22 protein-coding genes are annotated in these 23,811 nt (G+C 73.9%); 8 read left to right on the top strand and 14 right to left on the bottom strand.

All coding sequences use genetic code 11. The annotated features are described in order from the left end of the window. Window positions 1-133: 133 nt before the first annotated feature. Both C4U44_RS08830 and C4U44_RS08825 read left to right on the top strand, forming a co-directional pair. Window positions 134-961, top strand: coding sequence for an MOSC domain-containing protein (locus C4U44_RS08830; RefSeq protein WP_103885097.1), 828 nt, complete (start codon window positions 134-136; stop codon window positions 959-961). Window positions 962-1,034: 73 nt separating this feature from the next. Next, window positions 1,035-1,529: a PGPGW domain-containing protein gene (locus C4U44_RS08825; protein WP_235031917.1), complete on the top strand. Its 495-nt coding sequence runs from the start codon at window positions 1,035-1,037 to the stop codon at window positions 1,527-1,529. A gap of 32 nt (window positions 1,530-1,561) precedes the next feature. On the opposite strand, the gene C4U44_RS08820 is transcribed toward C4U44_RS08825, so the two are convergent. The 7 genes from C4U44_RS08820 to C4U44_RS08790 all read right to left on the bottom strand — a co-directional run bounded on the left by C4U44_RS08820 (window position 1,562) and on the right by C4U44_RS08790 (window position 10,141). Next, window positions 1,562-2,980: a phytoene desaturase family protein gene (locus tag C4U44_RS08820; RefSeq protein WP_103885303.1), complete on the bottom strand. Its 1,419-nt coding sequence runs from the start codon at window positions 2,978-2,980 to the stop codon at window positions 1,562-1,564. Window positions 2,981-2,991: 11 nt separating this feature from the next. Then, complete coding sequence (locus C4U44_RS08815; protein ID WP_200823180.1) at window positions 2,992-3,891, bottom strand: inositol monophosphatase family protein; 900 nt, start codon at window positions 3,889-3,891, stop codon at window positions 2,992-2,994. Window positions 3,892-3,903: 12 nt separating this feature from the next. Then, a complete protein-coding gene (locus C4U44_RS08810; protein ID WP_103885096.1) occupies window positions 3,904-5,418 on the bottom strand; it encodes an NCS1 family nucleobase:cation symporter-1 in 1,515 nt (504 codons plus the stop codon). A gap of 22 nt (window positions 5,419-5,440) precedes the next feature. Next, a complete protein-coding gene (locus C4U44_RS08805; RefSeq protein ID WP_103885095.1) occupies window positions 5,441-6,451 on the bottom strand; it encodes a TIGR03842 family LLM class F420-dependent oxidoreductase in 1,011 nt (336 codons plus the stop codon). A gap of 96 nt (window positions 6,452-6,547) precedes the next feature. After that, a complete protein-coding gene (gene hydA, locus C4U44_RS08800; RefSeq protein WP_103885094.1) occupies window positions 6,548-7,948 on the bottom strand; it encodes a dihydropyrimidinase in 1,401 nt (466 codons plus the stop codon). Beyond that, a complete protein-coding gene (locus C4U44_RS08795) occupies window positions 7,945-9,294 on the bottom strand; it encodes an aspartate aminotransferase family protein (RefSeq protein WP_103885093.1) in 1,350 nt (449 codons plus the stop codon). Before C4U44_RS08795 ends, hydA begins: the two co-directional genes overlap by 4 nt. A 4-nt stretch (window positions 9,295-9,298) precedes the next feature. Beyond that, window positions 9,299-10,141: a nitrilase-related carbon-nitrogen hydrolase gene (locus C4U44_RS08790; RefSeq protein ID WP_103885092.1), complete on the bottom strand. Its 843-nt coding sequence runs from the start codon at window positions 10,139-10,141 to the stop codon at window positions 9,299-9,301. 474 nt (window positions 10,142-10,615) lie between these two features. Here C4U44_RS08790 and C4U44_RS08785 point away from each other — a divergent pair, with 474 nt between their 5' ends. Next, the gene (locus C4U44_RS08785; RefSeq protein WP_103885091.1) at window positions 10,616-11,776 is read left to right on the top strand and encodes a tyrosine-protein phosphatase; all 1,161 of its coding nucleotides are present in this window, start codon (window positions 10,616-10,618) and stop codon (window positions 11,774-11,776) included. A 52-nt stretch (window positions 11,777-11,828) separates the two neighbouring features. Here the strand turns inward: C4U44_RS08785 and C4U44_RS08780 are convergent, their stop codons facing one another. After that, window positions 11,829-13,229 (bottom strand): hypothetical protein, encoded by a 1,401-nt coding sequence (locus C4U44_RS08780; protein WP_146088219.1) that lies wholly within the window; start codon window positions 13,227-13,229, stop codon window positions 11,829-11,831. Window positions 13,230-13,516: 287 nt separating this feature from the next. Here C4U44_RS08780 and C4U44_RS08775 point away from each other — a divergent pair, with 287 nt between their 5' ends. The 4 genes from C4U44_RS08775 (at window position 13,517) to C4U44_RS08760 (ending at window position 17,329) form a co-directional block, all read left to right on the top strand. Next, window positions 13,517-13,948 carry a MarR family winged helix-turn-helix transcriptional regulator gene (locus tag C4U44_RS08775; protein ID WP_103885089.1) on the top strand — a complete coding sequence of 144 codons (432 nt, stop codon included), beginning with the start codon at window positions 13,517-13,519 and terminating at the stop codon, window positions 13,946-13,948. Window positions 13,949-14,114: 166 nt separating this feature from the next. After that, window positions 14,115-15,662 (top strand): MFS transporter, encoded by a 1,548-nt coding sequence (locus C4U44_RS08770; protein WP_103885088.1) that lies wholly within the window; start codon window positions 14,115-14,117, stop codon window positions 15,660-15,662. A 151-nt stretch (window positions 15,663-15,813) separates the two neighbouring features. After that, entirely contained in the window at window positions 15,814-16,377 is a 564-nt protein-coding gene (locus tag C4U44_RS08765; protein WP_103885087.1) for an isochorismatase family protein, read from the top strand. Window positions 16,378-16,567: 190 nt separating this feature from the next. Continuing rightward, the gene (locus C4U44_RS08760; protein ID WP_103885086.1) at window positions 16,568-17,329 is read left to right on the top strand and encodes a hypothetical protein; all 762 of its coding nucleotides are present in this window, start codon (window positions 16,568-16,570) and stop codon (window positions 17,327-17,329) included. On the opposite strand, the gene C4U44_RS08755 is transcribed toward C4U44_RS08760, so the two are convergent. Both C4U44_RS08755 and C4U44_RS08750 read right to left on the bottom strand, forming a co-directional pair. Continuing rightward, complete coding sequence (locus C4U44_RS08755) at window positions 17,298-18,050, bottom strand: ZIP family metal transporter (RefSeq protein ID WP_103885085.1); 753 nt, start codon at window positions 18,048-18,050, stop codon at window positions 17,298-17,300. The genes C4U44_RS08760 and C4U44_RS08755 overlap by 32 nt on opposite strands. Before the next feature lie 117 nt (window positions 18,051-18,167). Next, complete coding sequence (locus C4U44_RS08750; protein ID WP_103885084.1) at window positions 18,168-19,118, bottom strand: cation diffusion facilitator family transporter; 951 nt, start codon at window positions 19,116-19,118, stop codon at window positions 18,168-18,170. Between the two features lie 117 nt (window positions 19,119-19,235). Between C4U44_RS08750 and C4U44_RS08745 the strand changes: the two genes are divergently transcribed. After that, window positions 19,236-19,628, top strand: coding sequence for a DUF6479 family protein (locus C4U44_RS08745; RefSeq protein ID WP_103885083.1), 393 nt, complete (start codon window positions 19,236-19,238; stop codon window positions 19,626-19,628). Window positions 19,629-19,702: 74 nt separating this feature from the next. Here C4U44_RS08745 and C4U44_RS08740 read toward each other — a convergent pair whose 3' ends face one another. The 4 genes from C4U44_RS08740 to C4U44_RS08725 form a co-directional block, all read right to left on the bottom strand. Beyond that, the gene (locus C4U44_RS08740) at window positions 19,703-21,568 is read right to left on the bottom strand and encodes a transketolase (protein WP_103885082.1); all 1,866 of its coding nucleotides are present in this window, start codon (window positions 21,566-21,568) and stop codon (window positions 19,703-19,705) included. A 258-nt stretch (window positions 21,569-21,826) separates the two neighbouring features. Then, complete coding sequence (locus C4U44_RS08735) at window positions 21,827-22,084, bottom strand: TfoX/Sxy family DNA transformation protein (RefSeq protein WP_103885081.1); 258 nt, start codon at window positions 22,082-22,084, stop codon at window positions 21,827-21,829. Between the two features lie 208 nt (window positions 22,085-22,292). After that, entirely contained in the window at window positions 22,293-23,072 is a 780-nt protein-coding gene (locus C4U44_RS08730) for an exodeoxyribonuclease III (RefSeq protein ID WP_103885080.1), read from the bottom strand. Window positions 23,073-23,115: 43 nt separating this feature from the next. Then, a complete protein-coding gene (locus C4U44_RS08725; RefSeq protein WP_103885079.1) occupies window positions 23,116-23,748 on the bottom strand; it encodes an MBL fold metallo-hydrolase in 633 nt (210 codons plus the stop codon). Between the last annotated feature and the right edge of the window lie 63 nt (window positions 23,749-23,811).

The following is a 23,811-nucleotide window of genomic DNA, read 5'->3' as shown; positions in this document are numbered from 1 at the left end:
CCGGCCCGCAGCGGGCCGTGCCCCCGAACCGCCCCGTCGCGGTTGCGGGGCACGGCCCGCTCGCCGTTTCCGCGACAGGCTGCCGCGCGGCGGCCCGTGCCCTCCTGTCGGTGCCGCTCAGTACGATCGCCCGGTGGCCCGCGTCGTCGATCTGATCTGCTACCCCGTCAAAGGATGCGCGGGCGCTCCCGCTGCCGCGGCCTTCCTGGCCGGCGCGGGAGTCGCCCATGACCGCGGTTTCATGGTGGTCGACAAGGACGGGGTGTTCCGCAGCCAGCGGCGCGACCCGCGGCTGGCCGTCGTCCGCCCCGAGATCGGTGCGGACGGGGAGCGGCTCACGCTGCGGGCCCCGGGGGCCGACCCCCTGCGCGTCGAGGTCGACACGGCGTCCGCGCGGGGCGAGGTGCGGCTGTTCGGCACCGCCTACCAGGGCATCGACCAGGGCGAGGCGGCCGCCACGTGGCTGTCGGAGGTGCTCGGCGCACCGAGCCGGCTGGTCCGGGTGCCACCCGAACACGACCGCGTGACCGACGGGTTGACCCCCGGCACGTCCGGCTGGGCCGACAGCAGTGCCGTACACGTCCTCTCCCGCTCCTCGCTGGACGCGCTGAACCGGCGGATCGAGGCGGGCGGGGGCCGCCCGCTGCCCATGAGCAGGTTCCGGCCCAACCTCGTCGTCGACGGGTGGGACGAGCCCCATCAGGAGGACCTGGTCCGCCGGTTGGCCGTCGGGAGCGCGGAACTGGGCTACACCAAGCTCGCCATCCGCTGTGCGGTCACGCTGGTCGACCAGCACAGCGGAACCCGGGCCGGGCCGGAGCCGCTGCGCACGCTGGCGGCGTACCGCCGGGCGGCCGCGGGCGGGGTCGCGTTCGGCAGCAAGTTCTCCGTGACCCGGCCCGGCGCGCTGGCGGTGGGCGACGAGGTGTCCGTCACCGCGTGGGGTGCGTCGGAGCTCTGACCGGGGCGGTCCGGGTCGCGCCGGTGGGCGCGTTGCCGCGGGCCGGTGGCGGGCCCGCGGTTACCGTGAGCGGGTGAGCACGCGGCGGTCGGGAGAGGACGAACCGGAGGAAGCCGGACCGTCGGACGGTGCGGACGACGGCGGGCGCCCCGGCACGGCACGCCGCTCCCGGCCCCTGCACCCGGTCAAACGCCTCTTGCTGGGAGCCGCCGGGGTCGTCGTGCTGGTGATCGGGGTGGCGCTGCTGGTGCTGCCCGGGCCCGGACTGCTGCTGGTGCTGGCCGGGCTGGTGTTGCTCTCGCGCGCGCTGCCCGCGGTGGCCCGCTTCGTGGATCCGGTCCGCACCCAGGCGATGCAGGGCGTCGAGGCGAGCGTGGCGTCGCGCTGGCGGATCGCCGGGACCGCGCTCGCCGGCCTGGCGCTGATCGGGGCCGGCGTCGTCTGGGGCACGCGTGCGCTCTCCTGGCTGCCGTTCGCGGGCTGGAGCACCGGGACCAGTCTGATCCTGTCCGGCCTCATCGTGCTCGGGCTGCTGATCTGGAGCCACCGCCGGGTGCACCGCTCCTGATCCGGGGACAGGGGCGGCCGCCGGACGCCGCCTCAGTCCCGCGCGGCCGATCGGCGCAGGTGGCGCAGCACCGCCTTGGCCGCGTTGTGGCCGCTCATGCCGTGGACACCGGGGCCGGGCGGTGTCGCGGAGGAGCACAGGAACACGCCGGGCCGGCGCGTGGCGTAGGGGATCGCGGCGAGCCGGGGCCGCAGCACGGTCTGCAGGCCGGCGAAGGCGCCGCAGGCGATGTCGCCCTCGACATAGTTGGCGTTGCGGGCGGCCAGCGCGGCGGGCCCGGTGACGGCGCGGGCCAGCACCAGGTCGCGGAAACCGGGCGCGAAGCGCTCGATCTGCCGCTCGACGGCGTCGGTGGCGTCCCCGTGCCAGCCGCGCGGGACATGGCCGTACGCCCAGAAGACGTGCTTGCCCTCGGGCGCCCTGGACGGGTCGACCACGCTGGGCTGGGTGGTGATGAGGAAGGGCGTCTGGGGCGGGCGGCCGACCACGGCCCGGTTCAGCGCGTCGCCGATCTCGGTGTAGGTGGGGCCGACGTGGACGGTGCCGGCCCGCCGGGCGACCGGGGCGGTCCACGGCACGGGGCCGTCCAGCGCGTAGTCGATCTTGAAGACGGACGGGCCGTAGCGATAGCCCCGGTAGGCGTCGCCGAGCGAGGCGATCCGGGCCAGCGCGGTGGGCGAGGTGTCGAACACGTAGGCGCGGGCGGGCGGGAGTTCGTCCAGCTTGCGGACGGTCACGCCGGTGGTGATCGACCCGCCGAGCTCCGCGAGGTGGCCGGCGAGGGCGTCACTGATCGCCTGCGAGCCACCACGGGCGACCGGCCAGCCGCGCTCGTGACCGGCGAGCGCGAACATCATCGCCATCGCGCCGGTCAGTGGCCCGGTGAGGCGGGTGATGGCGTGCCCGGCCAGGCCGGCGAGCATCCCGCGGGCCTTGGCACCGCGGAACCTGAGGGCCAGCAGCGCGACCGGCGGCAGCCCGGCGAGCCCGAACCGGGCGAAACGGTACGGGTCCTGGGGCAGCCCGGCCCACGGCGGCCGGAAGAAGTCGGCGGCCATGCTCTCCCAGTGGCCGACGTACGGGGCCATCAGCCGGCGGTAGACGGGGGCGTCGCGCGGACCGAGCGAGGCGGCGGTCTGGCCGACGGTGCGGCCCAGCACGGCCGCGGTGCCGTCCGGGAACGGGTGCGCCATCGGCACCTCCGGCTGGAGCCACTCCAGGCCGTGCCGGGCCAGGGGCAGCGCGCCGAACGCGGGCGAGCCGATGCCGAAGGGGTGCACCGCCGAGCAGGGGTCGTGGCGGAACCCGGGCAGCGTCAGTTCCTCGGTGCGGGCGCCGCCGCCGACGGTGCCGGCCGCCTCGTAGACCTGGACGGACAGTCCCGCGCGGGCGAGTTCGACCGCGGCCGTCAGACCGTTCGGCCCGGCGCCGACCACGACCGCGTCGGCCACGACCGCCCGGCTCACCGCGCGCCGCCTTCCTGACCGGGGGTCTTCGCGCCTTCCGCGAAGCCCACTCCCAGGGTGCGCACCACCCGCTCGGCGGTCGCCGCGTCCCTCGTCACCGTGAACGGCAGCCGGTTGCCCCCGGCCACACGGAACGGCTCCCCCGCGGGCGTCAGGCTCGCTCCGCCCGCCTCCGAGACCAGCAGCAGGCCCGCGGAGTGGTCCCAGGGCGCCTCCCAGAAGAAGGCCACCCCGTCGGCGAGGCCGCGGGCCACCTCCAGGTAGGCCAGTCCCGCGCTGGTGACGCACGGCACCGTCTCCACGCCGGCGGCCTCCAGCCGGACGAGCGCGGCGCGCTCCTCCTCGTCGCGGAAGACCGGGTTGGAGATCCACAGCCGCAGCGGCTCGCGGCCCCGCGCGGTGTGCAGCCGCTCGCCGTCGAGGTAGGCGCCCTTGCCGCGCCGGGCCGTGGCGAACATGCCCAGCTGCGGGGCGTACGTCCAGGAGGCCACCGGCCGGCCGCCGACGACGAGGCTGACCAGCGTGGAGAAGCCGGGGTCGCCGCGGACGAACGCGGAGGTGCCGTCGACCGGGTCGATCACCCACACCGGGGCGTCGCCGAGCAGCAGTTGGAGCAGCGACGGGTCGGCGGCCACCGCCTCCTCGCCGACGACGACCGACCCGGGCAGCAGGGCGGGCAGCCGCTCGGTCAGGGCCTCCTCCGCGCGCCGGTCGGCGGTGGTGACCAGGTCGTGCGGACCGTGCTTCTCGACGATGTCGGCGTCGGCCAGCCGGCGCCAGCGCGGCACGACCTCCGCCGCGACGACGTCCCTGATCGTCTCCTCCACGGTGGCCATGAGCGCGTCGGACACCTGGTCCGCCGCGTCGAGCCCCGCCACGCCTGCCTCGTCGCCCATGCCGCCATCCAATCAGACGGCCGCCTCCCTCGGTCGGGCGATCCTCATCAGCGTGAGGTAGACGACGAACGCGGCCGCCAGGCCCACCGCCCACCCGTAGTCGGCGAGCGGTTCGAGGAAGGGGATCAGGCCGTGCCGTGGAAAGGGGCCCTCGCCCGCTGCCGAGGAGGAGCCGCCCACCGCGAGCAGCCCGCCGACCACGAACGCCGCCACGGCCCGCCAGTTCCAGCCGCCGTCGTACCAGTAGCGGCCGGCCGGGTCGTACAACTCGCCCAGGTGCAGGGTGGTGCGGCGGATCACCCAGTAGTCGGCGATGAGGACGCCGGCCACCGTGCCGAGCACCCCGCCGACGACGCCGAGCCAGGTGTAGATGTAGATCTCCGGGCTGGAGATCAGCTTCCAGGGGAAGATGACCACGCCGACCACGCCGGTGATCAGCGCGCCGGTGCGGAAGGTGATGAACCGCGGCGCGAGATGGGACAGGTCGTACGCCGGGGAGACCACGTTGGCCGCGAGGTTGACCGACAGGGTGGCGATCAGCACCGTGACCAGCGCGTAGAGCAGCCCCAGGTCGCTGCTGCTCCTGGCGCTGAGCGCGACCGGGTCCCACAGCGTGGCGTCGCCGCCGCCGTAGACCGCCTGGGCACCGGAGGTGACCAGCACCGACAGCAGGGCGAACGCGGTCATCGTGGTGGGCAGGCCGAGCGCCTGGCCGCGGGTCTGGGCCCGCTGGCCGGCTCCGAACCGGGTGAAGTCGGGGATGTTGAGCGAGAGGGTCGACCAGTAGCCGATCATGCCCATCAGGGCGGGGAAGAAGACCTTCCAGAAGTGGTGGCCCCAGCCGAGACGGGAGGGCTGGTCGAGCAGCGGCCCGAAGCCGCCGGCCTTCACCGACATCCACACCAGCAGGGCCACCGCGCCGACCAGGACGAAGGGCGCTGCCCAGTTCTCGAAGCGGCGCAGCGTCTCCATGCCGCGGGCGATGATGGCCAGTTCGAGCAGCCAGAACAGCCCGAAGCACAGCCACAGCGGCCATGGGTAGGCGCCGATCCTCGCCGCGCCGGCCCAGTTCCCGGGCATGACCCGGTCGAGCAGCACGAAGATGCCCTGGCCGCCGATCCAGGTCTGGATGCCGAACCACGCGCAGGCCACCGCCGCGCGCACCACGGCCGGCAGGTTGGCCCCGCGCAGCCCGAACGCCGCGCGCGCCAGCACCGGGAACGGTATGCCGTACTTCGGCCCGGCGTGCCCGACCAGCAGCATCGGGGCCAGGACGATGACGTTGGCCAGCGCGATGGTGAGCACGGCCTGCTTCCAGTCCATGCCGAGGGCGACCAGGCCGGACGCGAGCGTCCAGGAGGTGACGTTGTGGGCCATGCCGACCCACAGGGCGGCGAAGTTGTAGGTGGTCCAGGTGCGCCGGGCGACGGGGACGGGCAGCAGGTCGGGGTTGGCGTAGGTGCCGGCGGGCGGGGCCGCCCCGGCGGGGAGATCGACGCGGTCGCCCGCGGTCTCGGCTATGGCCATGAGGACCTCATCTCGGTGCGGTTCACCTCAGCGCGGGAATGATGTCTTTTCCGTAGGCGTCCACGACGGCCTCCTTGGCGTCGTGCATGGCGTAGAGGGCGAACTGGTCGACGCCGAGGGCGCGCAGCGCCGCCAGCTTGTCCAGGTGGGCCTGGGGCGGGCCGATCAGGCAGAAGCGGTCCACGATGTCGTCGGGCACGAAGGCGGTGTCGGGGTTGCCGGCCCGGCCGTGGTGCGCGTAGTCGTAGCCGCGCCGCTGCTTGACGTAGGCGGTCAACTCGTCGGGCACCAGGGCGGAGTGCTCGCCGTACCGGGCGACGAGGTCGGCGACGTGGTTGCCGACCATGCCGCCGAACCAGCGGCACTGCTCTCGGGCGTGCGCGAGGCCCTCGGCCGAGCCGTCCGTGACGTACGCGGGCGCGGCCACGCAGACGGTGACCGCGGCCGGGTCGCGGCCGGCCCGCTCGGCGGCGGCGCGCACCGCCTTGACCATCTGCTCGGTCAGGTAGACGTCGGCGAGTTGCAGGATGAAGCCGTCGGCCTGCTCCCCCGCCATGGCCAGGGCCTTCGGGCCGTAGGCGGCCATCCACACCGGCAGCCGCCCGTCCTCCACCCACGGCAGCCGCAGCGCGGTGCCGTCGACGGTGGCCTCGCGGCCCTCGGCCAGGTCGCGGATGACGCCGATCGCCTCGCCGAGGCGGGCGAGGGTGTTGGGCGGGCGGCCCGCCACCCGCATCGCGGAGTCGCCGCGGCCGATGCCGCACACGGTGCGGTTGCCGTACATCGAGTTGAGGGTGGCGAAGGTGGAGGCGGTCACCTCCCAGGTGCGGGTGCCGGGGTTGGTGACCATGGTGCCGACGGTGAGGTGGTCGGTGTGGTCGAGGATGCGGCTGTGGATGACGAACGGCTCCTGCCACAGCACGGCGGAGTCGAAGGTCCAGCCGTGGCTGAAGCCGTTGGCCTCGGCGCGGCGCATCAGCCCGACGACGTCGGAGGCGGGCGGGTCGGTCTGCAGGACGAGGCCGAAGTCCATGGCGGCATCACTCCTTCAACGGGGGCGCTCGTTCAGGGCGGATCATGGGTGGGAGGTCACGGTGGGCGGCGGATCACGGGTGGGGCGGCGCGCGGGTCAGCCGAGGAACTGGCAGGTGCCGCGCGGCACGTACTGCCCGTGCCCGGCCCTGCCGACGTACGCGCCGTCCTGGATCACCGGCACCCCGCGGGAGAGCACGGTCTGGGCCCGCCCGGTGATCCGGCGGCCCTCGTACGCGCTGTAGTCGACGTTCATGTGGTGGGTCTGCGCGGAGAGCACCTGCTCGGCGTGCGGGTCGTAGACCACCACGTCCGCGTCGGCGCCCGGGGCGAGGGTGCCCTTGCGCGGGTAGAGCCCGAACATCCGGGCCGGGGTGGCGCAGGCGATCTCGATCCAGCGGCGGCGGGTGAGGTGGCCGTCCAGGACGGCCTGGTGCAGCAGGTCCATCCGGTTCTCCACCCCGGGCAGGCCGTTGGGGATCTTGGAGAAGTCGCCGACGCCGATGTCCTTCTGCCCGGTGAAGCAGAACGGGCAGTGGTCGGTGGAGACCACCTGGAGGTCGTCGGTGCGCAGGCCCTGCCACAGCGCGGCCTGGTGCTCGCGCGGCCGCAGCGGGGTGCTGCACACGTACTTGCTGCCCTCGAAGCCCGGCTCGGCGAGGTTGTCGGTGGACAGGAACAGGTACTGCGGGCAGGTCTCGCCGAAGACCGGCAGGCCCTGGTCGCGGGCCGTGATCAGCTCGGCCACGGCCTGCTGCGCGGAGACGTGCACCACGTACAGCGGCGCGCCCGCGACCCGGGCGAGCTGGATCGCCCGGTGGGTCGCCTCCGCCTCCAGCAGGGCGTGCCGGACCTCGCCGTGGTAGCGCGGGTCGGTCTTCCCCGCGGCGAGAGCCTGCTGCACCAGCACGTCGATGGCGATGCCGTTCTCGGCGTGCGTCATGATCAGTCCGCCGTTGGCCGAGGCGCGCTGCATCGCCCGCAGGATCCTGCCGTCGTCGCTGTAGAAGACGCCGGGGTAGGCCATGAAGAGCTTGAAGCTGGTCACCCCCTCCTCGACGAGGATGTCCATCTCCTTGAGCACCGGCTCGTTGACGTCGGCGACGATCATGTGGAAGGCGTAGTCGATCGCGCACCGCGCGTCGGCCTTGGCGTGCCAGGCGTCCAGCCCGGCCCGCAGGCTCCCGCCCATCTGCTGGATGGCGAAGTCGACGATGGTGGTGGTGCCGCCCCAGGCGGCGGCGCGGGTGCCGGTCTCGAAGGTGTCGGAGGCGACGGTGCCGCCGAACGGCATCTCCATGTGGGTGTGCGCGTCGACGCCGCCGGGGATGACGTAGCGGTCGGTGGCGTCGATGACGGTGTCGGCGGTCCAGCCGGCCGCGGTGTCGCTCTCGCGGGCCGCGAGCGCGGCGATCCGGCCGCCCTCGATCAGCACGTCGGCGTGGACCTCGTCGGCGGCGGTGATCACCAGGCCGCCCCGGATCAGCGTGCGGGTCATCGCGTCTCCCCCTTCCGCGTCCCGGACTTCTCCAGTTCGGCCTGCGCGTCCTCCAGGGCGGCGCGCAGCGCGTCGGCGCCCTCCTCCGCCTCGGCGACGGTGAGCGTCAACGGCGGCGCGATCCGCAGCGCGTTGCCCGCCCGGCCGCCCTTGCCGATCAGCAGGCTGTGCTCGCGTGCGGCCTCCAGGACGAGCGAGGCCGCGGCCGGTGACGGGGTGTCGGTGCCGGGCTCGACCAGCTCCACCCCGAGCATCAGGCCCCGGCCGCGCACCTCGCGGACGATCCCGCTGCGGGCGGCGACCGCGTCCAGCCGCGATTTCAGCAGGCCGCCGACCCGGCGGGCGTTTCCCTGCAGGTCGTGGTCGAGCAGGTACGCGAGGTTGGCCAGCGCGCCCGCGGTGGTGATCGGGCTGCCGCCGAAGGTGGAGATGGAGTTCGCGTCCAGGCAGTTCATCACCTCGGCACGGGCCACCACACCGCCCATGGACATGCCGTTGCCGATGCCCTTGGCGAAGGTGAGGATGTCCGGCGGGCCGGCCTCGCCGTGCGCCTGCCAGCCCCAGAAGTGGTCGCCGGTACGGCCCCATCCGGTCTGCACCTCGTCGGTGATCCACAGGATGCCGTGCCGGTCCAGGACCCGCTTGAACGCCGCCAGCAGGCCGTCCGGCCCGGAGGTGAACCCGCCGACGCCCTGCACCGGTTCGGCGATCAGCGCCGCGACGGTCCCGTTCGCCTGCCCCAGCAGGTCCTCCAGGTCCGCCACGCACGCGGCGGTGAACTCCGCGTCCGTCAGGTGCGCGTACGGCCCGCGGGTGCGCACCCCGCCGTGCACGTAGAGGGTCTGGAGCGGGGAGAGGCTGGTCGGCGACCAGGCCGAGTTGCCGGTGATGCCGATGGAGGTGAAGGAGCGGCCGTGGTAGCTGTTGCGCAGCGCCAGCACCTGGTTGGAACGGCGGTGGGTGGTGGCCAGCAGCAGCGCGGTGTCGTTGGCCTCGGTGCCGGAACTGGTGAAGAACACCCGTGCGTCCGGGATGCCGGACAGCTGGGCGATCCGCTCGGCCAGCTCGACCGCCTGCCGGCTGAGGTAGAGCGTCGAGGTGTGCAGGATCCGCCCGGCCTGCTCGGCGACGGCGGCGGTCACCTGGGGAAGGGCGTGCGCGGTCATCGTGGTGAGGATGCCGCCGAAGAAGTCCAGGTAGCGGTTGCCCTCGGCGTCCCAGACGTGCCGGCCCTCGCCGTGCGTCAGCTCGATCGGCCGGGCGTAGTAGGTGGCCAGCCAGTCCGGCAGGACCGCCTGGTGCCGGGCGTACAGTGCGGCGTGCGCGCTCTCGGTCACGGTGGCCATCGGCTCACGCCTCCGTCAGGTCGCCGTAGGCGTCCGGCCTGCGGTCGCGGTAGAACGCCCAGGTCTGCCGGACCTCGTCGATCAGGTCGAAGTCGAGGTCGCGGACGAGGAGTTCCTCCTTCGTGTCGGAGGCGGCGCCGTCGACCAGCTGGCCGCGGGGGTCGACGAAGTAGCTGGAGCCGTAGAAGTCGTTGTCGCCGTACGGTTCGGTGCCGACGCGGTTGATCGCCGCGATGAAGTACTCGTTCGCGACGGCCGCCGCGGGCTGCTCCAGCTGCCACAGGTACGCCGACAGGCCGCGGCTGGTGGCCGACGGGTTGTAGACGAGCTGCGCCCCGGCCAGGCCCAGGGCGCGCCAGCCCTCGGGGAAGTGCCGGTCGTAGCAGATGTACACGCCGATCCGGCCGACCGCGGTGTCGAAGACGGGCCAGCCGAGGTTGCCGGGTTTGAAGTAGTACTTCTCCCAGAAGCCCTTGACCTGCGGGATGTGGTGCTTGCGGTACTTGCCGAGGTAGCTGCCGTCCGCGTCGATCACCGCGGCGGTGTTGTAGTAGTGGCCGGACTGCTCGACCTCGAAGACCGGCACCACGATGACCATTCCGGTCTCCTCGGCGAGCGCCCGCATCCGGCGCACCGTCGGCCCGTCCGGCACCGGCTCGGCCCACCGGTAGTGCTCGGCCTCCTGCACCTGGCAGAAGTAGGGGGCGTTGAACACCTCCTGGAACCCGATCACCTTCGCGCCCTGCGCGGCCGCGGCCCGCGCATGCTCCTCGTGCTTGGCGATCATCGACTCGGTGTCCCCGGTCCACGTGGCCTGCACCAAGGCGGCCCGTACGACGTTGCTCATCCGCAGCTCCTCTGACGCGACCTCACGTCGGTTCTACGCCCGTAGATCCAGCCGTCCGACGAACGTAGAACCCACGCCCCACTCTGGCAAGGCCCGTGCGGTTACCAGCCGACGACGGGCTTGTTTCGCGGTCGCCCGACCCATACGGCGGCATCGGAACGAGGCCGGCACGGGATCCGCCGGGCGGGTTCAGGATGCGAAGGGGGCGGGATTGAGCGCGAGGGCGGGCTGCGGTTTGCCTCCCCCGGGAGCGGTGAGGTTGCACATCAGCAGGACCAGGCCGCCGCTCCGGACGACGCACGTCTGCGGCTCGCACGGGAAACGTCGTGAGTGCACCACGCTCGCACCACACGCACCCCTGGTGCACCCGTTCCCGCAAGCCGCACCGCGGACGTTCTCGCGTTCACCCGACCGCAACCCCGGGGCCATCGCGGGTCAACCGTTTACGTGTGTCGTACACCTAGCGTCCGCCGCATGAACGAGAGCACGTACGACCCCACCCGCTCCGCCCTTCCCGTCGCCGAGGTGCCGCGGGGGCGGCGGCGTCTGGCCGTCGCCGCGGCGACGCTCACCGCCCTCGGGCTCGGCGCGACGCTGGTCGCGCCGGCCGCGCAGGCGGCGGACGACCACGGCCGGAAGCCCGCGCACGCGAGCGCCCCCGCGATCCCCTTCACCACGGCCACCGTCACCCGGGGTGACGACGGGACCTTCACGATCAACTGGTCCGCCGCGCGGTCGAACGGTGTCACGGTCTACGCCGGACGCACCCAGGACGGCATCGACTACCGCCACCCCGTGGCGCACGGCGGCACGAGCGCCACGGTCGAGGTCAAGGGGCTGGGCGCGGCGGACCGCTGGTGGTTCCGACTGGTCCCCCGCCGGGGCGAGGGCCTGACGCTGGCCGACCGCAGCCTGCACCTGGCGTCGGCACCCAACTTCCTTGACGCGGGCGGCTACCGCACCAGCGACGGCCAGTGGGTGCGGATGGGTGTGGTGTACCGCTCGGGCGACCTCTCGAAGCTGACCGCCGCCGACCTCGCCGAGCTGCGGCGGCTCGGCATCCACACCGTCTACGACCTGCGCACCGACGCCGAGCGCACCGCCTCGCCCGACCAGGTCCCGGCCGGTGCCACCGACATCCAGGAGAACGTGGTCGGCAGCATCTCCGGCTTCAACCCGACCACCGCCGCGCAGGCGGAGCAGATGATGGTCGACGGCGAGGCGCAGATGGTGGACTCGCAGCAGGCGCAGACCGCCTACCACGGCGTCTTCACCGGTCTGGCGCAGTCGCAGGACCTCAACGCGCTGTACCACTGCTCGGCCGGCAAGGACCGCACCGGATGGGCGAGCGCAACCCTGCTGACAGCGCTGGGCGTGCCCCGGAACAGGGTGGAGCAGGACTACCTCGCCAGCAACCAGTACCTGGCCGCGTCCAACGCCGCGACCCTGGCGTCGATGCCCGCCGCCCAGGCCGCGATCTACAAGCCGCTGCTGGACGTGCGCCCGGAGTACCTCGCCAACGGATTCGCCGAAGTCCACAAGAACTACGGCTCGTTCGACGCCTACCTCGCCAAGGGCCTCGGGCTCGGCACCGGCACGCTGAAGCGGCTCAAGGCCGAACTGCTCGTCGGCTGAGCCCGGTTCGACTCCGTCCGCGCCTGCCGCGGGGCGGCGCCGCCGCGCGCTGTCAGCCGCGCAGCGCGGCGGAGACGTCCCGCCGGCAGGCGCGGGAGACGCGGGCGGCGGCCGCGAGGAGGGGTTCGGCGAGGGACGTCCGGGTCCGGGCGACGGCAGCCGCGGTGGCCGCGGGGCGCGACCGGGCGAGGGTTTCGAGAAGCTCGCCGGACTCGCCGGTGCGGCCCGCCTGTTGGAGGAGGTCGGCCACGACGGCGACGTCCTCGGGCGGCCGGCCCGCGGCCTGGCGCAGGAGGGTACGGCAGTCGGGTCCGCGACCGTCGGCGGCGAGCGCGGCGACGGCCTCGGCGAGCGGGTGCGGCGGGAGCGCGGCGATCTCCCAGAGCAGGGTGGCCACGTCGGCGCCGAGCCCGGTGCGCTCCAACTCCCGTACGACGTAAGGGATACGGTCTGCCGGCCCCTCGGCGGCGGCGCACAGGACGAGGTAGGCGGCGCCGCTCTCCCCGGCCCGTCGCAGCGCGCCGAGCCGGGCCGCGCCGGCCTGCGCCTCGGCGGTCCAGCGCGGGTCGCGGGCGGGCGCCGCCGCGGCCGCGGGTTCGGACGCTTTCGGGGCGCCGGCGAACCGCGCACCACTCGGCAGCGGCCCGGTGGCGGGCCCGGCCTGCCCCGGGAGCACCGCCTCGACGACGACGGCGGCGGGCGCCCCGGCGAAGCGGGCCCCGCGCGGCGCGGCCGACCGCACCCGGCCCCCGGCGGCGGGTACCGCGCCCTCGGCGGTCGATCCGGCGGACTCCCCGCCCCCGGAACCGGCGAACCGCGCTCCCGTGGGCCGCCGCGGCACCACCGTCTCCTCGGCCGGCCTGTCCACTCCCGTCGGGGTGGGCGCGACCGTCTCCGGACGCTCATCCGCGGGTCCCGGTCGCGCGACTCCCGCCGGTCCTGCCAGACCTGTTGAACCGGTGGGGCCCGCTACCCCCGTCAGCCGCCCCCGCAACTCCTCGCAGCGCGCCGACGCCCGCGCCAGGTCGTCCCGCGCCCAGGCGAGCCCGTTCGCCAGCCGGGCGGCGGCCGGACCCGAGGCGCCACCCGCGTCCTCGTAGGCACGCGCGGCGCCACGGGCGCGCGCCGCCGCTCCGTCACGTGCCCGGACCGCCGATTCGAGGCGCCCGCGCAGCACATGGGGGGCACCCTGTGCCGCGTCCTCGGCCGCGGTCGCGGCGCGGTGCAGCGCGTAGGCCCGGCCTGCCTCGGCCGGATCGGTGTCGGCCGCACCGGCGTTGGCCGCGACGTCGCGCAGCATCGTACGGACGACGTCCCACGGCGGCACCTGGCGGCCGCTGCTGTACGCGGCCGCGGCTTCCGGGTCCCGCTCGGCGAACACCCCGTACCAGCCCGGCCGTTCGCCGAGGGCCGCGAGCAAGGACCGGTAGTAGTACGCGAATTCGCCCGCCATCACACCCTCCACCGTCACGCGCCGGGCCACGCGGGGGTCCGGCCTCCGTCCGGCATTGGACACCCGCTCCGTTACGGGCTTGCTACAGCGAGTTTTCGGCTCCGCGCACGCCCGCCCGGGTCCGGCGCACCCGACCCCGCGGGAGACCCGCACCGGACCCCCGCCGGACCCGAGCCCGACCCCCACCTGACCCACCCGACCCGCAGCCACCCAGCAGCCACTTCCGCACCCGCCCCGTTCGACAGGCAAACTTGCAAGTCTTCCTGTTGATCTCCTACGCTGGAGACATGTCCCGGGCCGAACGCATCCGCACCGCCGACGAGCTGACCACGCTCGTCGCGCAGCTCTCGCGACGCATGCGCACGGCTTCCGCCGGGGCCGAGATCACCCCCTCCCAGCAGTCCGTGATCAGCCGTCTCGACCGCGAGGGCCCGGCCACCACGGCCGCGCTGGCCCGCGGCGAACTCGTCCGGCCGCAGTCCATGCGGGCGACGCTGGCCGCGCTGGAGGAGCGCGCCCTCGTGGTGCGCGCCCCGCACCCGACCGACGGACGCCAGGTGGTCTTCTCCCTCACCGACGAGGGCGCCCACCTGCTGCGTACCGGCCGGGAGGCCCGCAGGGGCTGGCTCGCCGAGGCGATGGAGACCCATCTCAGCCCGGCCGAGCAGCGCGCCATGACCGAGGCGGTCCCGCTGCTGCGGCGCCTGGTGGAGTCGTGATCGCCACGCCCCGCCCGGCCGTCCGCATCTTCCGCTCCGCCCGCCCGACCCGCACGTTCCGGTCCACCCGATCCACGTGGTCCACGTGGTCCACCCGATCCACCCACCCCACCGCGACCGCGAAGGCGATACCCGCCCGCGGTCGCCGCATGACGGCAGCCTCCTGATGACCCCCGCACCCCGCACCCCGCACCCGACCCCCGGCCGCGACTCGGCAGCACCGGCCTCACCGGCGGACCCGGTCACGCGCACCCTCCCCGCGCGCTCGGCGCCGACGACCCACCCCGTTCCCACCGGCGCCTCCACCGCCGACGGGCTCCCCGCCGATGCCTCCACCGCCTTCGGGCCCCGCCTGATCGCCCCGCTGATGCTCGGCTCGGTGCTCAACCCGATCAACTCCACGATGATCGCGACCACCCTGGTCGCGATCGGCGCCAGCTTCCACGTGGGCGCCGCGGACACGGCGTGGCTGGTGTCGAGCCTGTACCTGGCCAGCGCGGTCGCACAGCCCGCCATGGGCCGGCTGGCCGACCGCCTCGGGCCCCGCCGGGTGTTCCTGACCGGGCTGCTGGTGGTGGCGGCGGCCGGACTGGTGGGGATGGCGGCACCCTCGCTGGCGTGGCTGATCGTGTCGCGGGTGATGCTCGGCATCGGCACGTCCGCGGCGTACCCGGCGGCGATGGCGCTGCTGCGGGCGCACTCATTGCGGATCGGCGTCCCCACCCCGCGCCCGGTCCTGGGACTGCTGTCGCTCGCGGGCCTGTCGAGCGCGGCGGTCGGCCCGGTCCTGGGCGGTGTGCTGGCCGCGACGCTCGGCTGGCGTGCCGTCTTCGCGGTGAACCTCCCGCTCGCGCTGGTCGGCTTCGTCCTCGCGCTGCTGTGGCTGCCGCGCACGCCCGCGCCGGCGAAGGACCGGGCCGCCGGCACCGCCGGCGCGAGCGCGTCGACGGGCGGCATCGACCCGGTCGGCATCGCCCTGTTCGCCGCGCTGCTGACCGCCCTGATGCTGTTCCTGATGCGGCTGGACGCCCCGCCGTGGCCGCTGCTGCCGGTGGCCGCCGTGCTCGGCGGCGTGCTGACCTGGTGGGAACTGCGCCGCCGCGCGCCCTTCCTCGACCTGCGGATGCTGGCCCGCAACCGGCCGCTGTCGCTGACGTACCTGCGGCACGGCATGACGTACCTGGTCGTGTACTGCGTGATGTACGGCTACGCGCAGTGGCTGGAGGAGGCGCACGGCTACTCCTCGGCCGCGGCCGGACTGCTGCTGCTCCCGATGTCGGTGGCCGCGATGATCACGTCCCTGCTCGGCGCGCGGACGAAGGGGATCCGGGCGCCGCTGACCGTCGCCGCGATCCTGCTGGTCGCGGGCAGCGGGGTGCTGCTGCTCTCCGGGCACACCACCCCCGCGGTCGCCCTGGGCGCGGCGGGCGCGCTGTTCGGACTGCCGCAGGGCCTGACCTCGACCGGCAACCAGGCGGCGGTGTACGCGCAGGCCCCGCCGGGCGAGACCGGGAGTGCCGCCGGGCTGCAGCGCACCTCCCAGTACCTGGGCGCGATCACCGCGGCGAGCCTGATCGGCCTGTTCTACGGCCAGCGGGCGACCGACGCCGGGCTGCACGAGATGGCCCTGACCTCGGCCGTCCTCGGCGTGGCCGTCCTCGCCCTCACCGTGGCCGACCGCTCGCTGCGCCGGACCGGCGGGGCGGGCGAGTGACCCCCGGCCGCGACTCCGCCACCGCGGACCGTACGGCCCCGCGCGGACGACCCGGCGCGGACGACCCGGACCGTACGACCGCTGAACGCCCCCCGAACCATTTCCGTACCGGATCACGCACCACCCAACCCGTGAAAGTGAGCACTTCGCCATGACCGCCACCACCCTCGACCCGCGCACCGCGCTCGTCGTCATCGACCTCCAGCAGGGCATCACCGCGCTGCCGACCGTCCACCCGTCCGCCGAGGTGATCGAGCGGTCTGCGCGCCTGGCCGCCGCCTTCCGCGCCCGCGACCTGCCCGTGGTGCTGGTGAACGTCACCGGCATGGCGCCCGGCCGCAACGACGGCGGCCCCGGCGGCAACGTGTCCTTCCCCGAGGGCTGGGCCGACCTGGTCAAGGAGCTGGACCAGCAGCCCGAGGACATCACCGTCAGCAAGAAGCAGTGGGGCGCCTTCTACGGCACCGGACTCGACATGGAACTGCGCCGGCGCGGGGTGACCCAGATCGTGCTGGTCGGCATCTCCACCAGCATCGGGGTGGAGTCCACCGCCCGTGACGCGTACGAGGCCGGCTACCACATCACCATCGCCACCGACGCGGTGACCGACACCGACGCGGACGCGCACGCCAACTCGCTGCAGCGGATCTTCCCGCGCCTCGCCGAGACCGGCAGCACCGACGAGATCCTGGCGCTCCTGCCCGCCGCGAAGTGAAGCCGGACCGGCCCGGAGACGATCCGGAGCCGGCGCGGGGCCGGGCGGAAGCGCCCGGCCCCTCCTTCGGCCGCCGCCGTGCCCTGCCCGGGCCGGCGGCGGCTTCGCGTGCGTGCGGCCCCTGTTCACCGGGCGCCCTTGGAGCCAGGGGGGCGACGGTCCGGCTCGAACACCGCTACGATGCCCCGCCATGAGCGACGACGTGCGCGATCTCGTGCTGACGCTGGCCGGACTGGTGATCGGCGGCCTGCTGGGCTGGGCCGTCCGCGGCTACCTGTGGCGGCGCCGGCTGCACCGCAGGCAGCGCTTCTTCGGGCTGCCGAAGGACTCCGAGTGCCTGCTCGTGGTGCCCCGCGACCCGGGAGCGCGGGGCTGGAGCCTGGCCCGGCACGACGCATTCGCGCTGCTCGAACTGGCCGCGGTGATCAAGGAGTGCGGCGCGCACGCGGAGGTGCTGGCGCACGACACGGCGTGGCAGGGCTTCGGGGCCCGCACCGAGTTCTGCATCGGCGGGCCCGCGGCGAACTACCGGCTGGCCGCACACCTGCACTCGATGCTGCCCGGCGTGGAGATCAACACCGACCCGGACCAGGGCCCGGACCAGGGCGCCATCACCGTGGCCGGGGAGACGTACCGGCTGGAGAAGGGCGCGGTGGAGTACGTGCTGCTGGCCCGGCTGGCGTCCGGCCGCGACTCGGGCAACGACCGGCCGGTGTTCCTCGCGTCGGGCCAGCGCGGCATAGCCAACCAGGCCGCGACCCGCTACCTGGCCCGCCACCACGTCCGGCTCGTGCGCAAGCACGGCCTGGACTCGACGTTCTGCCTGCTGCTGCGGGTGGTCAACTCGCAGGCGTACGGCTCCGACGTGGTGGAACTGGTCGCGGACGTCACCAAGGCGGCGACCACGCCGCCCAAGGGCCTCAGTCAGCGAGACCGATCACCAGCCACATGATCCCCGCCCCCACGACGGTGCAGATCAGCGTGGAACTGGACGGGTGCGGGCTGTGGGCCTCCGGCAGGATGTCGGAGGTGGCCAGGTAGAGCAGGAATCCGGCGAAGAAGCCGAGATAGAGGCCGAGCGCTCCGGACGGGATGGTGAACGCGAGCGTGATCGCGGCGCCCGCCACCGGGGCGAGCGCGTCGGCGGCCAGCAGCGTCTGGGCGCGGCGCCGGCCGTTCCCGTAGAGCCGGGTGATCGTGTAGGTGTTGAAGCCGTCCGCGAAGTCGTGCGAGATGACCGCGATGGCCACGACGATGCCGACGGTGTTGCCGGCCTGGAAGGCGGCGCCGATCGCGAAGCCGTCCATCACGCTGTGCCCGACCAGCGCGCCGGCCGCGGCGACGCCGATGCCCTTGACCGGGTCGTGCGCGTGGCCGTGGCCGTGGGTGTGCGAGGCGTACTCGCCCTCGTGGGCGCGGTGGATGGCGACCGAGCGTTCCACGATGTGCAGCGCGAGGAACCCCGCGACGAACATCAGCAGCGCCGCCGGGACCCCGAAGACGTGCCGCGGCTGGGTCTCCAGCGCCTCGGGCAGCAGGTCGAACCCGACCACGCCGAGCATCAGCCCGGCGGCGAGTCCGAGGACGAGATGGCGGCGGTCACCGATCCGCTGAGCGACCACACCGCCGATGAGAGTCATCACGAAGGCGCACGTGGCTATCAGGACCGGCATGCGGCAATGATCCAGGACGCCGTTGACGCTGGCGAATCCGGGTGCCCCGTCCTGCGGGGTGTCCGGCCCGGTCAGAGCGTGGTGGGGCGGGAGGGACACGGGTGGCGGCGGGTCCGCTCAGCCGGCCTCGCGCCGGGCGCCGGCCCGCTCGGCGCGTTCCGCACGCTCGGTGCGGGCGTCGGTGATGTCGAGGAAGACCCGGTCCGCGGTGGGCCAGCGGTCGCGCACGGTACGGCGGATCCGCATGCTGACCTCCTCGACCCGTTCGCTGTCCATCCCGCCCACCAGGTCGATCCGGGCGGCGACCAGCGTGGAGTCCAGGCCGAGCCGCATCGTCAGCAGTTCCTCGACGGTGTCGACCTCCGGCTGCCGGGCCAGCAGCTCCTCGATCTCGTCGCGCAACCCCGGGTCGGCGGCCAGCCCGATGAGCTGGCGGTGCGCGGTCCGCGCGAGGCCGGTGGCCACGATCATCAGCAGCACGCCGATCGCCATCGACGCGGCCGCCTCCGCGGTGGCGTCGCCGGTGGCCATGTGTACGAGGATGCCGGTGGCGGCCAGCAGCACGCCGATCACGGCGGTGGCGTCCTCCGCGAGCACCGTGCGCAGCGCCGGGTCGTCGCTGCCCTCCTCGGAGCGGCGGGCCTGGACCGCTGCCCGCAGCAGCGAGCCGCCCTCGGCGAGCAGCGCGACCAGCAGGACCACCAGGCCCGCGATGTACCCCTCGTGGCTCTCGCCCCCGTGGTCGCCCAGCGCGTGGACGCCCTGGTAGAAGGAGAAGCAGCCGCCGAGCACGAAGATCCCGACCGCGGCCAGCAGCGACCAGAAGTAGCGCTCCTTGCCGTAGCCGAAGGGGTGCCGGCGGTCGGGGCGGCGGTGGCTGCGGCGCAGCGAGGTGAGCAGGAAGACCTCGTTCAGGCTGTCGGCCACCGAGTGGGCGGCCTCCGACAGCAGGGCCGGGGAGCCCGCGAACAGTCCGGCGACCGTCTTGGCCGCGGCGATCAGGAGATTCGCCCCCAGCGCGACCAGGACCGCGCTGCGTGTGCCCTCGTCCCGCGACTTCCCTGCCATCAGTACCGCCCTTGTCGGTCACGCTCGGTGCTCGTGCCTGTCCGGTTCCGCTTTTCCTGCTCCTGCTTCGTGTTCCCGCGCTGATCGCGGGCATCCGTCTGGAGAGGAGGTGCCGATATGTCCGTTTCCGAACAGCACATGACCCAGCTCGCGCTCCCCGCCGGTGCGGTCGGTCCCCTGGTGATCGGTATTTGCATCGTGATCGTCCTGGTCGCGGCCGTCTGGCTCGGGATGAGGCGGCTGGGCAAGGAGCCAGCCGTGCCGTTCGGTCTCCGGCCGCGCTCGGGTGCGTGGCAGACCCGCCAGGAACACGAGACCGGGGCGCCCGAGGACCACGGGCCGGGCCACCAGGGGGACGGGCGTCGCAGCCATGACGCGCGGGGCGTCGTGCCCGACGAGATGCCGCAGGACGGCCGCCGCCGCTTCCCGCACGAGGTGCACGACAGCGGCGTGCGTTCCGGCCGCGTCCGCAGCCATCCGCGGCGGCACAGCGGACCCAACATCGACTGACGCCGACGAGCGCCGCACAGCATGAGGGGGCGCCGCCCGCGGGCGGCGCCCCCTCATGCTGTGCCCGGGCCCGCTCAGTCCGCGACGAGCTTGCGGGCCGCCGCGGCGATCGAGGGGGCGCTCACGCCGGCCGCGTCCAGCTGCTCGGCCGGGGTGGCGGAGCCGGGCATGGAGTACACCGCGAGACGGGTCAGCCGCGGCATGGGGTGCCCGTTGCCGAAGGACTCCAGGACCGCGTCGGCGAGGCCGCCCTCGGGATGGTGGTCCTCGACCGTGACGAACCGGCCGGTCGCCTGGGCCGCCGCGCGCAGCGTCTTCGCGTCGACCGGCTTGAGCGAGTACAGGTCGATCACCCGGGCGCGGATGCCCTCGGTGGCGAGCTTGTCGGCCGCGGCCAGCGCCTCGTGCACGGTGACGCCGGCGCCGATCAGGGTGACCTGGTCCTCGTCGCCGGAGCGCAGCACCTTGCTGCCGCCGATCGGGAACGCGTCGTCGGGACCGTAGATCACCGGGAACTCGCCGCGGCTGGCCCGCAGGTAGGTGATGCCGGTGCGCTCGGCCATGGCCGTGACGAGTTGCACGGTCTGGTTCGCGTCGCACGGGTAGAGCACGGTGCTGCCGTGGATCCCGCGCAGCATCGCGAGGTCCTCCAGGCCCATCTGGGACGGGCCGTCCTCACCGATGGCGACACCCGCGTGGGTACCGACCACGTTGAGGTCGGAGCGGGAGACCGCGGCCATCCGCAGGAAGTCGTGCGCCCGGGTCAGGAACGCCGCGAACGTGCACGCGTACGGCGTCCAGCCGCGGACCCCGACGCCGACGGCCGCGCCGATCAGCTCCTGCTCGGCGATGTAGCACTCGATGTACCGCTCGGAGTGGCCGGCCGCGAAGAGCTGCGCCTTGGTGGAGTCGCCGACCTCGCCGTCGAGGGTCACGATGTCGGCGCGCCGGTCGCCGAGGACGGCCAGCGCCTCGCCGAAGGCGGTCCGGGTGGCGACCGCGGCGCCCTTGTCGTACCGCGGCAGCGGAGCGTGCGGGTCGGCCGCCTCGCGCGGCTGCCGCTCGGCGTCGGCGGGCTTGCGGACCTGCACGCGCAGGTCACGGAGTCCGCCCAGCTCGCGGATCGCGGCCTCGGCGTCGGGCAGCGGCTTGCCGTGCTTGCCCTCCTGGTTCTCCACGGCGGCCACGCCCCGCCCCTTGCGGGTGCGGGCGATGATCGCGGTGGGCGCGCCGCGGTTGGTGCGGGCCGTCGCCATGGCCTCGTCGACGGCGTCGATGTCGTGGCCGTCGATCTCCACGGTGTGCCAGCCGAAGGCCCGGATCCGACGGGCGTACGCGTCCAGGTCCCAGCCGTGCCGGGTGGGACCGCGCTGGCCGAGCCGGTTCACGTCGATCATCAGCGTGAGGTTCTGCAACCCTTCCATCCCGGCCTGCTCGAACGCCTCCCACACCGATCCCTCGGCCATCTCGCTGTCACCGCACAGCACCCAGGTGCGGTACGGGAGGTGGTCCAGCCGGGCGCCCGCCAGGGCCACCCCGACACCGATCGGCAGGCCCTGGCCGAGCGAGCCGGTGGCCACGTCGACCCAGGGGATCTTCGGGGTCGGGTGGCCCTCCAGCCGGCTGCCGAGCTTGCGGAAGGTGAGCAGTTCGTCGTCCGTGACGGCGCCGGCGGCCTTGTACGCGGCATACAGCAGCGGGGAGGCGTGGCCCTTGGACAGGATCAGGTGGTCGTTCGCGGGGTTCTCGGGGTGGTCGAAGTCGTAGCGCAGGTGCCGCGCGAGCAGCACCGCGAAGAGCTCGGCGGCGGACATCGACGACGTCGGATGCCCGGAGCCCGCGGCGTCGGCGGCGCGAACGGCGTCCACCCTGAGCTGCTGGGCGAGTTCGGCGATCTGCGAGTCCGTGAGGACGGCGTCCTGCGTGACGGTGGGGGGCATTGCGCGGTTCTCCCTTCTGCGACGGTCCCCCTCGATGCGGCTGCCCGACGGCACGCCGGGCAAACAGGGCGCCGGAACCTTCGCCGGGCACGTCGCTTCGCCGCAGGTGCCGCGGACCGCAACGCGCCGCGTCTCGCGCCCCGGGACCGGGTGGGGCCCAGGGTGGGGAACCTGGTGCGCGGCCGTCCACCGTCGGGTGGCCCCGGAGCGGACGTCGCGCGCCCCCGACGGTGCGGGGGTCAGGGAGGACCGATCAGATCAGGGGCAGCCGAGGACGCGGTGCACCAAGGTGTCACGCTCCGTCTGCGGGATCGCGGTCCAGCGCATGCCGCGCAGGGCACCCTCCAGGGCGAGGAGGGTGTGGGTGCGGGCATCCTCCGGAAGCTCCGGTCGGATCTTCTCGAAGGCACGGCCGGATCCGAGCCGGCGCAGTTCGCCCGCGTCGTCCACTCCGGCGCGGCGCAGCCGATCGGCCAGCACCGCCCCGATGTTCGGCAATTGCTGAAGGGAGTCCACGTCGTGCCTCCGTGCGAGCCGGTGGTGAGGGTGGTCTGAGAGGGGGTCAGCGTCCGGGCGACCGAGCGCCCCGGGAATCCGCTGGCGCCATCATGCACGCGCGGCGGCGGGCTTCCGGCCCTTCCGCGGCTGACACGCCATTCCCGTCCCCCGCTGTAGTGACCCTGGGCCGCCGCGGACCCTCCCGGCGCCCTTGCGGGCGCCTCCCTCACACCTCCAGGTCCACCACCACGGGGGCGTGGTCGGACGCGCCCTTGCCCTTGCGCTCCTCGCGGTCCACGTAGGCGTCCGAGGCGGCCTTCGCGAACGGCGCGTTGCCGTACACCAGATCGATACGCATGCCGCGGTTCTTCGGGAAGGCGAGCTGGCGGTAGTCCCAGTACGTGTACGGGTGGTCGTACTTCAGCGGGCGGGGGACCACGTCGCTCAGGCCGGTGCCGCGCAGCGTGGCCAGGGCGTCCCGCTCGGCGGCGGTGACGTGGGTCGCGCCCTCGAAGGCGGTGATGTCCCACACGTCGGCGTCGGCCGGCGCGACGTTGTAGTCGCCGAGGACGGCGAACGGGCGGGGCCCGGCGGCGTCCTCGGCGACGGCGGCGGTCAGCGCCTCCAGCCAGCGCAGCTTGTACGCGAAGTGCGGGTGGTCGACCTCCCGTCCGTTCGGCACGTAGACCGACCAGACGCGGACCGGGCCGCAGGTCGCGGACAGCGCGCGGGGCTCGGCCACGTCCTCGTAGGTCGGGCCGCCGGGCAGGCCGTGCACCACGTCGGCCAGGCCGACCCGGGAGATGACCGCCACGCCGTTCCACCGGCCGGTGGCCTCGACGGCGGCCTCGTAACCGATCGCGCGCAGTTCGTCGTGCGGGAACTGCTCGGTGGTGCACTTGGTCTCCTGGACGCACAGCACGTCGGTGCCGCTGCTCTCCAGCCAGGCCAGCAGCCGGGGCAGCCGCGCGGTGATCGAGTTGACGTTCCAGGTCGCGATACGCATGCCACCCAACCTAGCGGCTGGGTACGACAGCCCCGCTCCGCGCTCAGACGGTGGTGCCCTCGCCCGACGACAGCCGCAGGTGGTCCGCACCGCCCAGGTTGCCGATCTGGAGGTCGTAGACCGGGCGGGCCAGGTCCGTCAGCAGCGCGTCATGCACGTCGATCGCCCGGCGCGGCTTCACCTCGCGGACGTAGTCGATCACCTCGGAGATCTTGTTCCACGGCGCCATCACCGGCAGCAGCAGCGTGTCCACGGCGTGCCCGGGCAGGGTCAGCGCGTCACCCGGGTGGAACACCGCGCGGTTCACCAGGAAGCCGATGTTGGTGATCCGCGGGATGTCCGGGTGGATCACCGCGTGCAGCTCGCCGTGCACCTGCACGTCGAAGCCGGCCGCGGTGAAGCTGTCCCCGTGCCCCACGGTGTGCACCCGGCCCGGGAACGCGGCGGACATCTTGTCGGCCACGCTCGCCAGCGTCCACAGCTCCGCCGCGGGGTTCGCCTCCAGACCCGCCCGCAGCCGGTCCTCGCTGAAGTGGTCGGCATGCTCGTGGGTCACGAGGATGACGTCCGCCCCGATCGCCGCGTCGGGCTCGCTGAAGGCGCCCGGGTCGATGACGAGGGTTCGGCCGTCCTGCTCGATGCGGACGCACGCATGCGATTTCTTTGTGAGCTCCATGAGGCCATCTTGCCGTTTCCAGGGCGCCCGGACCCGCCGGGGCGCCCCGTCCTGTGGACGACG

The organism is Actinacidiphila yanglinensis (assembly GCF_900107965.1).
GTDB classification, from domain to species: domain Bacteria; phylum Actinomycetota; class Actinomycetes; order Streptomycetales; family Streptomycetaceae; genus Actinacidiphila; species Actinacidiphila yanglinensis.
This window is presented reverse-complemented; position numbering and strand designations above follow the sequence as displayed.

Bases quoted from the DNA above. Each gene is read 5' to 3' on its own strand.
- C4U44_RS08815 (WP_200823180.1), bottom strand. From the start codon at position 3,891: ATGGGCGACGAGGCAGGCGTGGCGGGGCTCGACGCGGCGGACCAGGTG.
- C4U44_RS08810 (WP_103885096.1), bottom strand. From the start codon at position 5,418: ATGGCCATAGCCGAGACCGCGGGCGACCGCGTCGATCTCCCCGCCGGG.
- C4U44_RS08805 (WP_103885095.1), bottom strand. From the start codon at position 6,451: ATGGACTTCGGCCTCGTCCTGCAGACCGACCCGCCCGCCTCCGACGTC.
- hydA (WP_103885094.1), bottom strand. From the start codon at position 7,948: ATGACCCGCACGCTGATCCGGGGCGGCCTGGTGATCACCGCCGCCGAC.
- C4U44_RS08795 (WP_103885093.1), bottom strand. From the start codon at position 9,294: ATGGCCACCGTGACCGAGAGCGCGCACGCCGCACTGTACGCCCGGCAC.
- C4U44_RS08790 (WP_103885092.1), bottom strand. From the start codon at position 10,141: ATGAGCAACGTCGTACGGGCCGCCTTGGTGCAGGCCACGTGGACCGGG.
- C4U44_RS08785 (WP_103885091.1), top strand. From the start codon at position 10,616: ATGAACGAGAGCACGTACGACCCCACCCGCTCCGCCCTTCCCGTCGCC.
- C4U44_RS08780 (WP_146088219.1), bottom strand. From the start codon at position 13,229: ATGGCGGGCGAATTCGCGTACTACTACCGGTCCTTGCTCGCGGCCCTC.
- C4U44_RS08775 (WP_103885089.1), top strand. From the start codon at position 13,517: ATGTCCCGGGCCGAACGCATCCGCACCGCCGACGAGCTGACCACGCTC.
- C4U44_RS08770 (WP_103885088.1), top strand. From the start codon at position 14,115: ATGACCCCCGCACCCCGCACCCCGCACCCGACCCCCGGCCGCGACTCG.
- C4U44_RS08765 (WP_103885087.1), top strand. From the start codon at position 15,814: ATGACCGCCACCACCCTCGACCCGCGCACCGCGCTCGTCGTCATCGAC.
- C4U44_RS08760 (WP_103885086.1), top strand. From the start codon at position 16,568: ATGAGCGACGACGTGCGCGATCTCGTGCTGACGCTGGCCGGACTGGTG.
- C4U44_RS08755 (WP_103885085.1), bottom strand. From the start codon at position 18,050: ATGCCGGTCCTGATAGCCACGTGCGCCTTCGTGATGACTCTCATCGGC.
- C4U44_RS08750 (WP_103885084.1), bottom strand. From the start codon at position 19,118: ATGGCAGGGAAGTCGCGGGACGAGGGCACACGCAGCGCGGTCCTGGTC.
- C4U44_RS08745 (WP_103885083.1), top strand. From the start codon at position 19,236: ATGTCCGTTTCCGAACAGCACATGACCCAGCTCGCGCTCCCCGCCGGT.
- C4U44_RS08740 (WP_103885082.1), bottom strand. From the start codon at position 21,568: ATGCCCCCCACCGTCACGCAGGACGCCGTCCTCACGGACTCGCAGATC.
- C4U44_RS08730 (WP_103885080.1), bottom strand. From the start codon at position 23,072: ATGCGTATCGCGACCTGGAACGTCAACTCGATCACCGCGCGGCTGCCC.
- C4U44_RS08725 (WP_103885079.1), bottom strand. From the start codon at position 23,748: ATGGAGCTCACAAAGAAATCGCATGCGTGCGTCCGCATCGAGCAGGAC.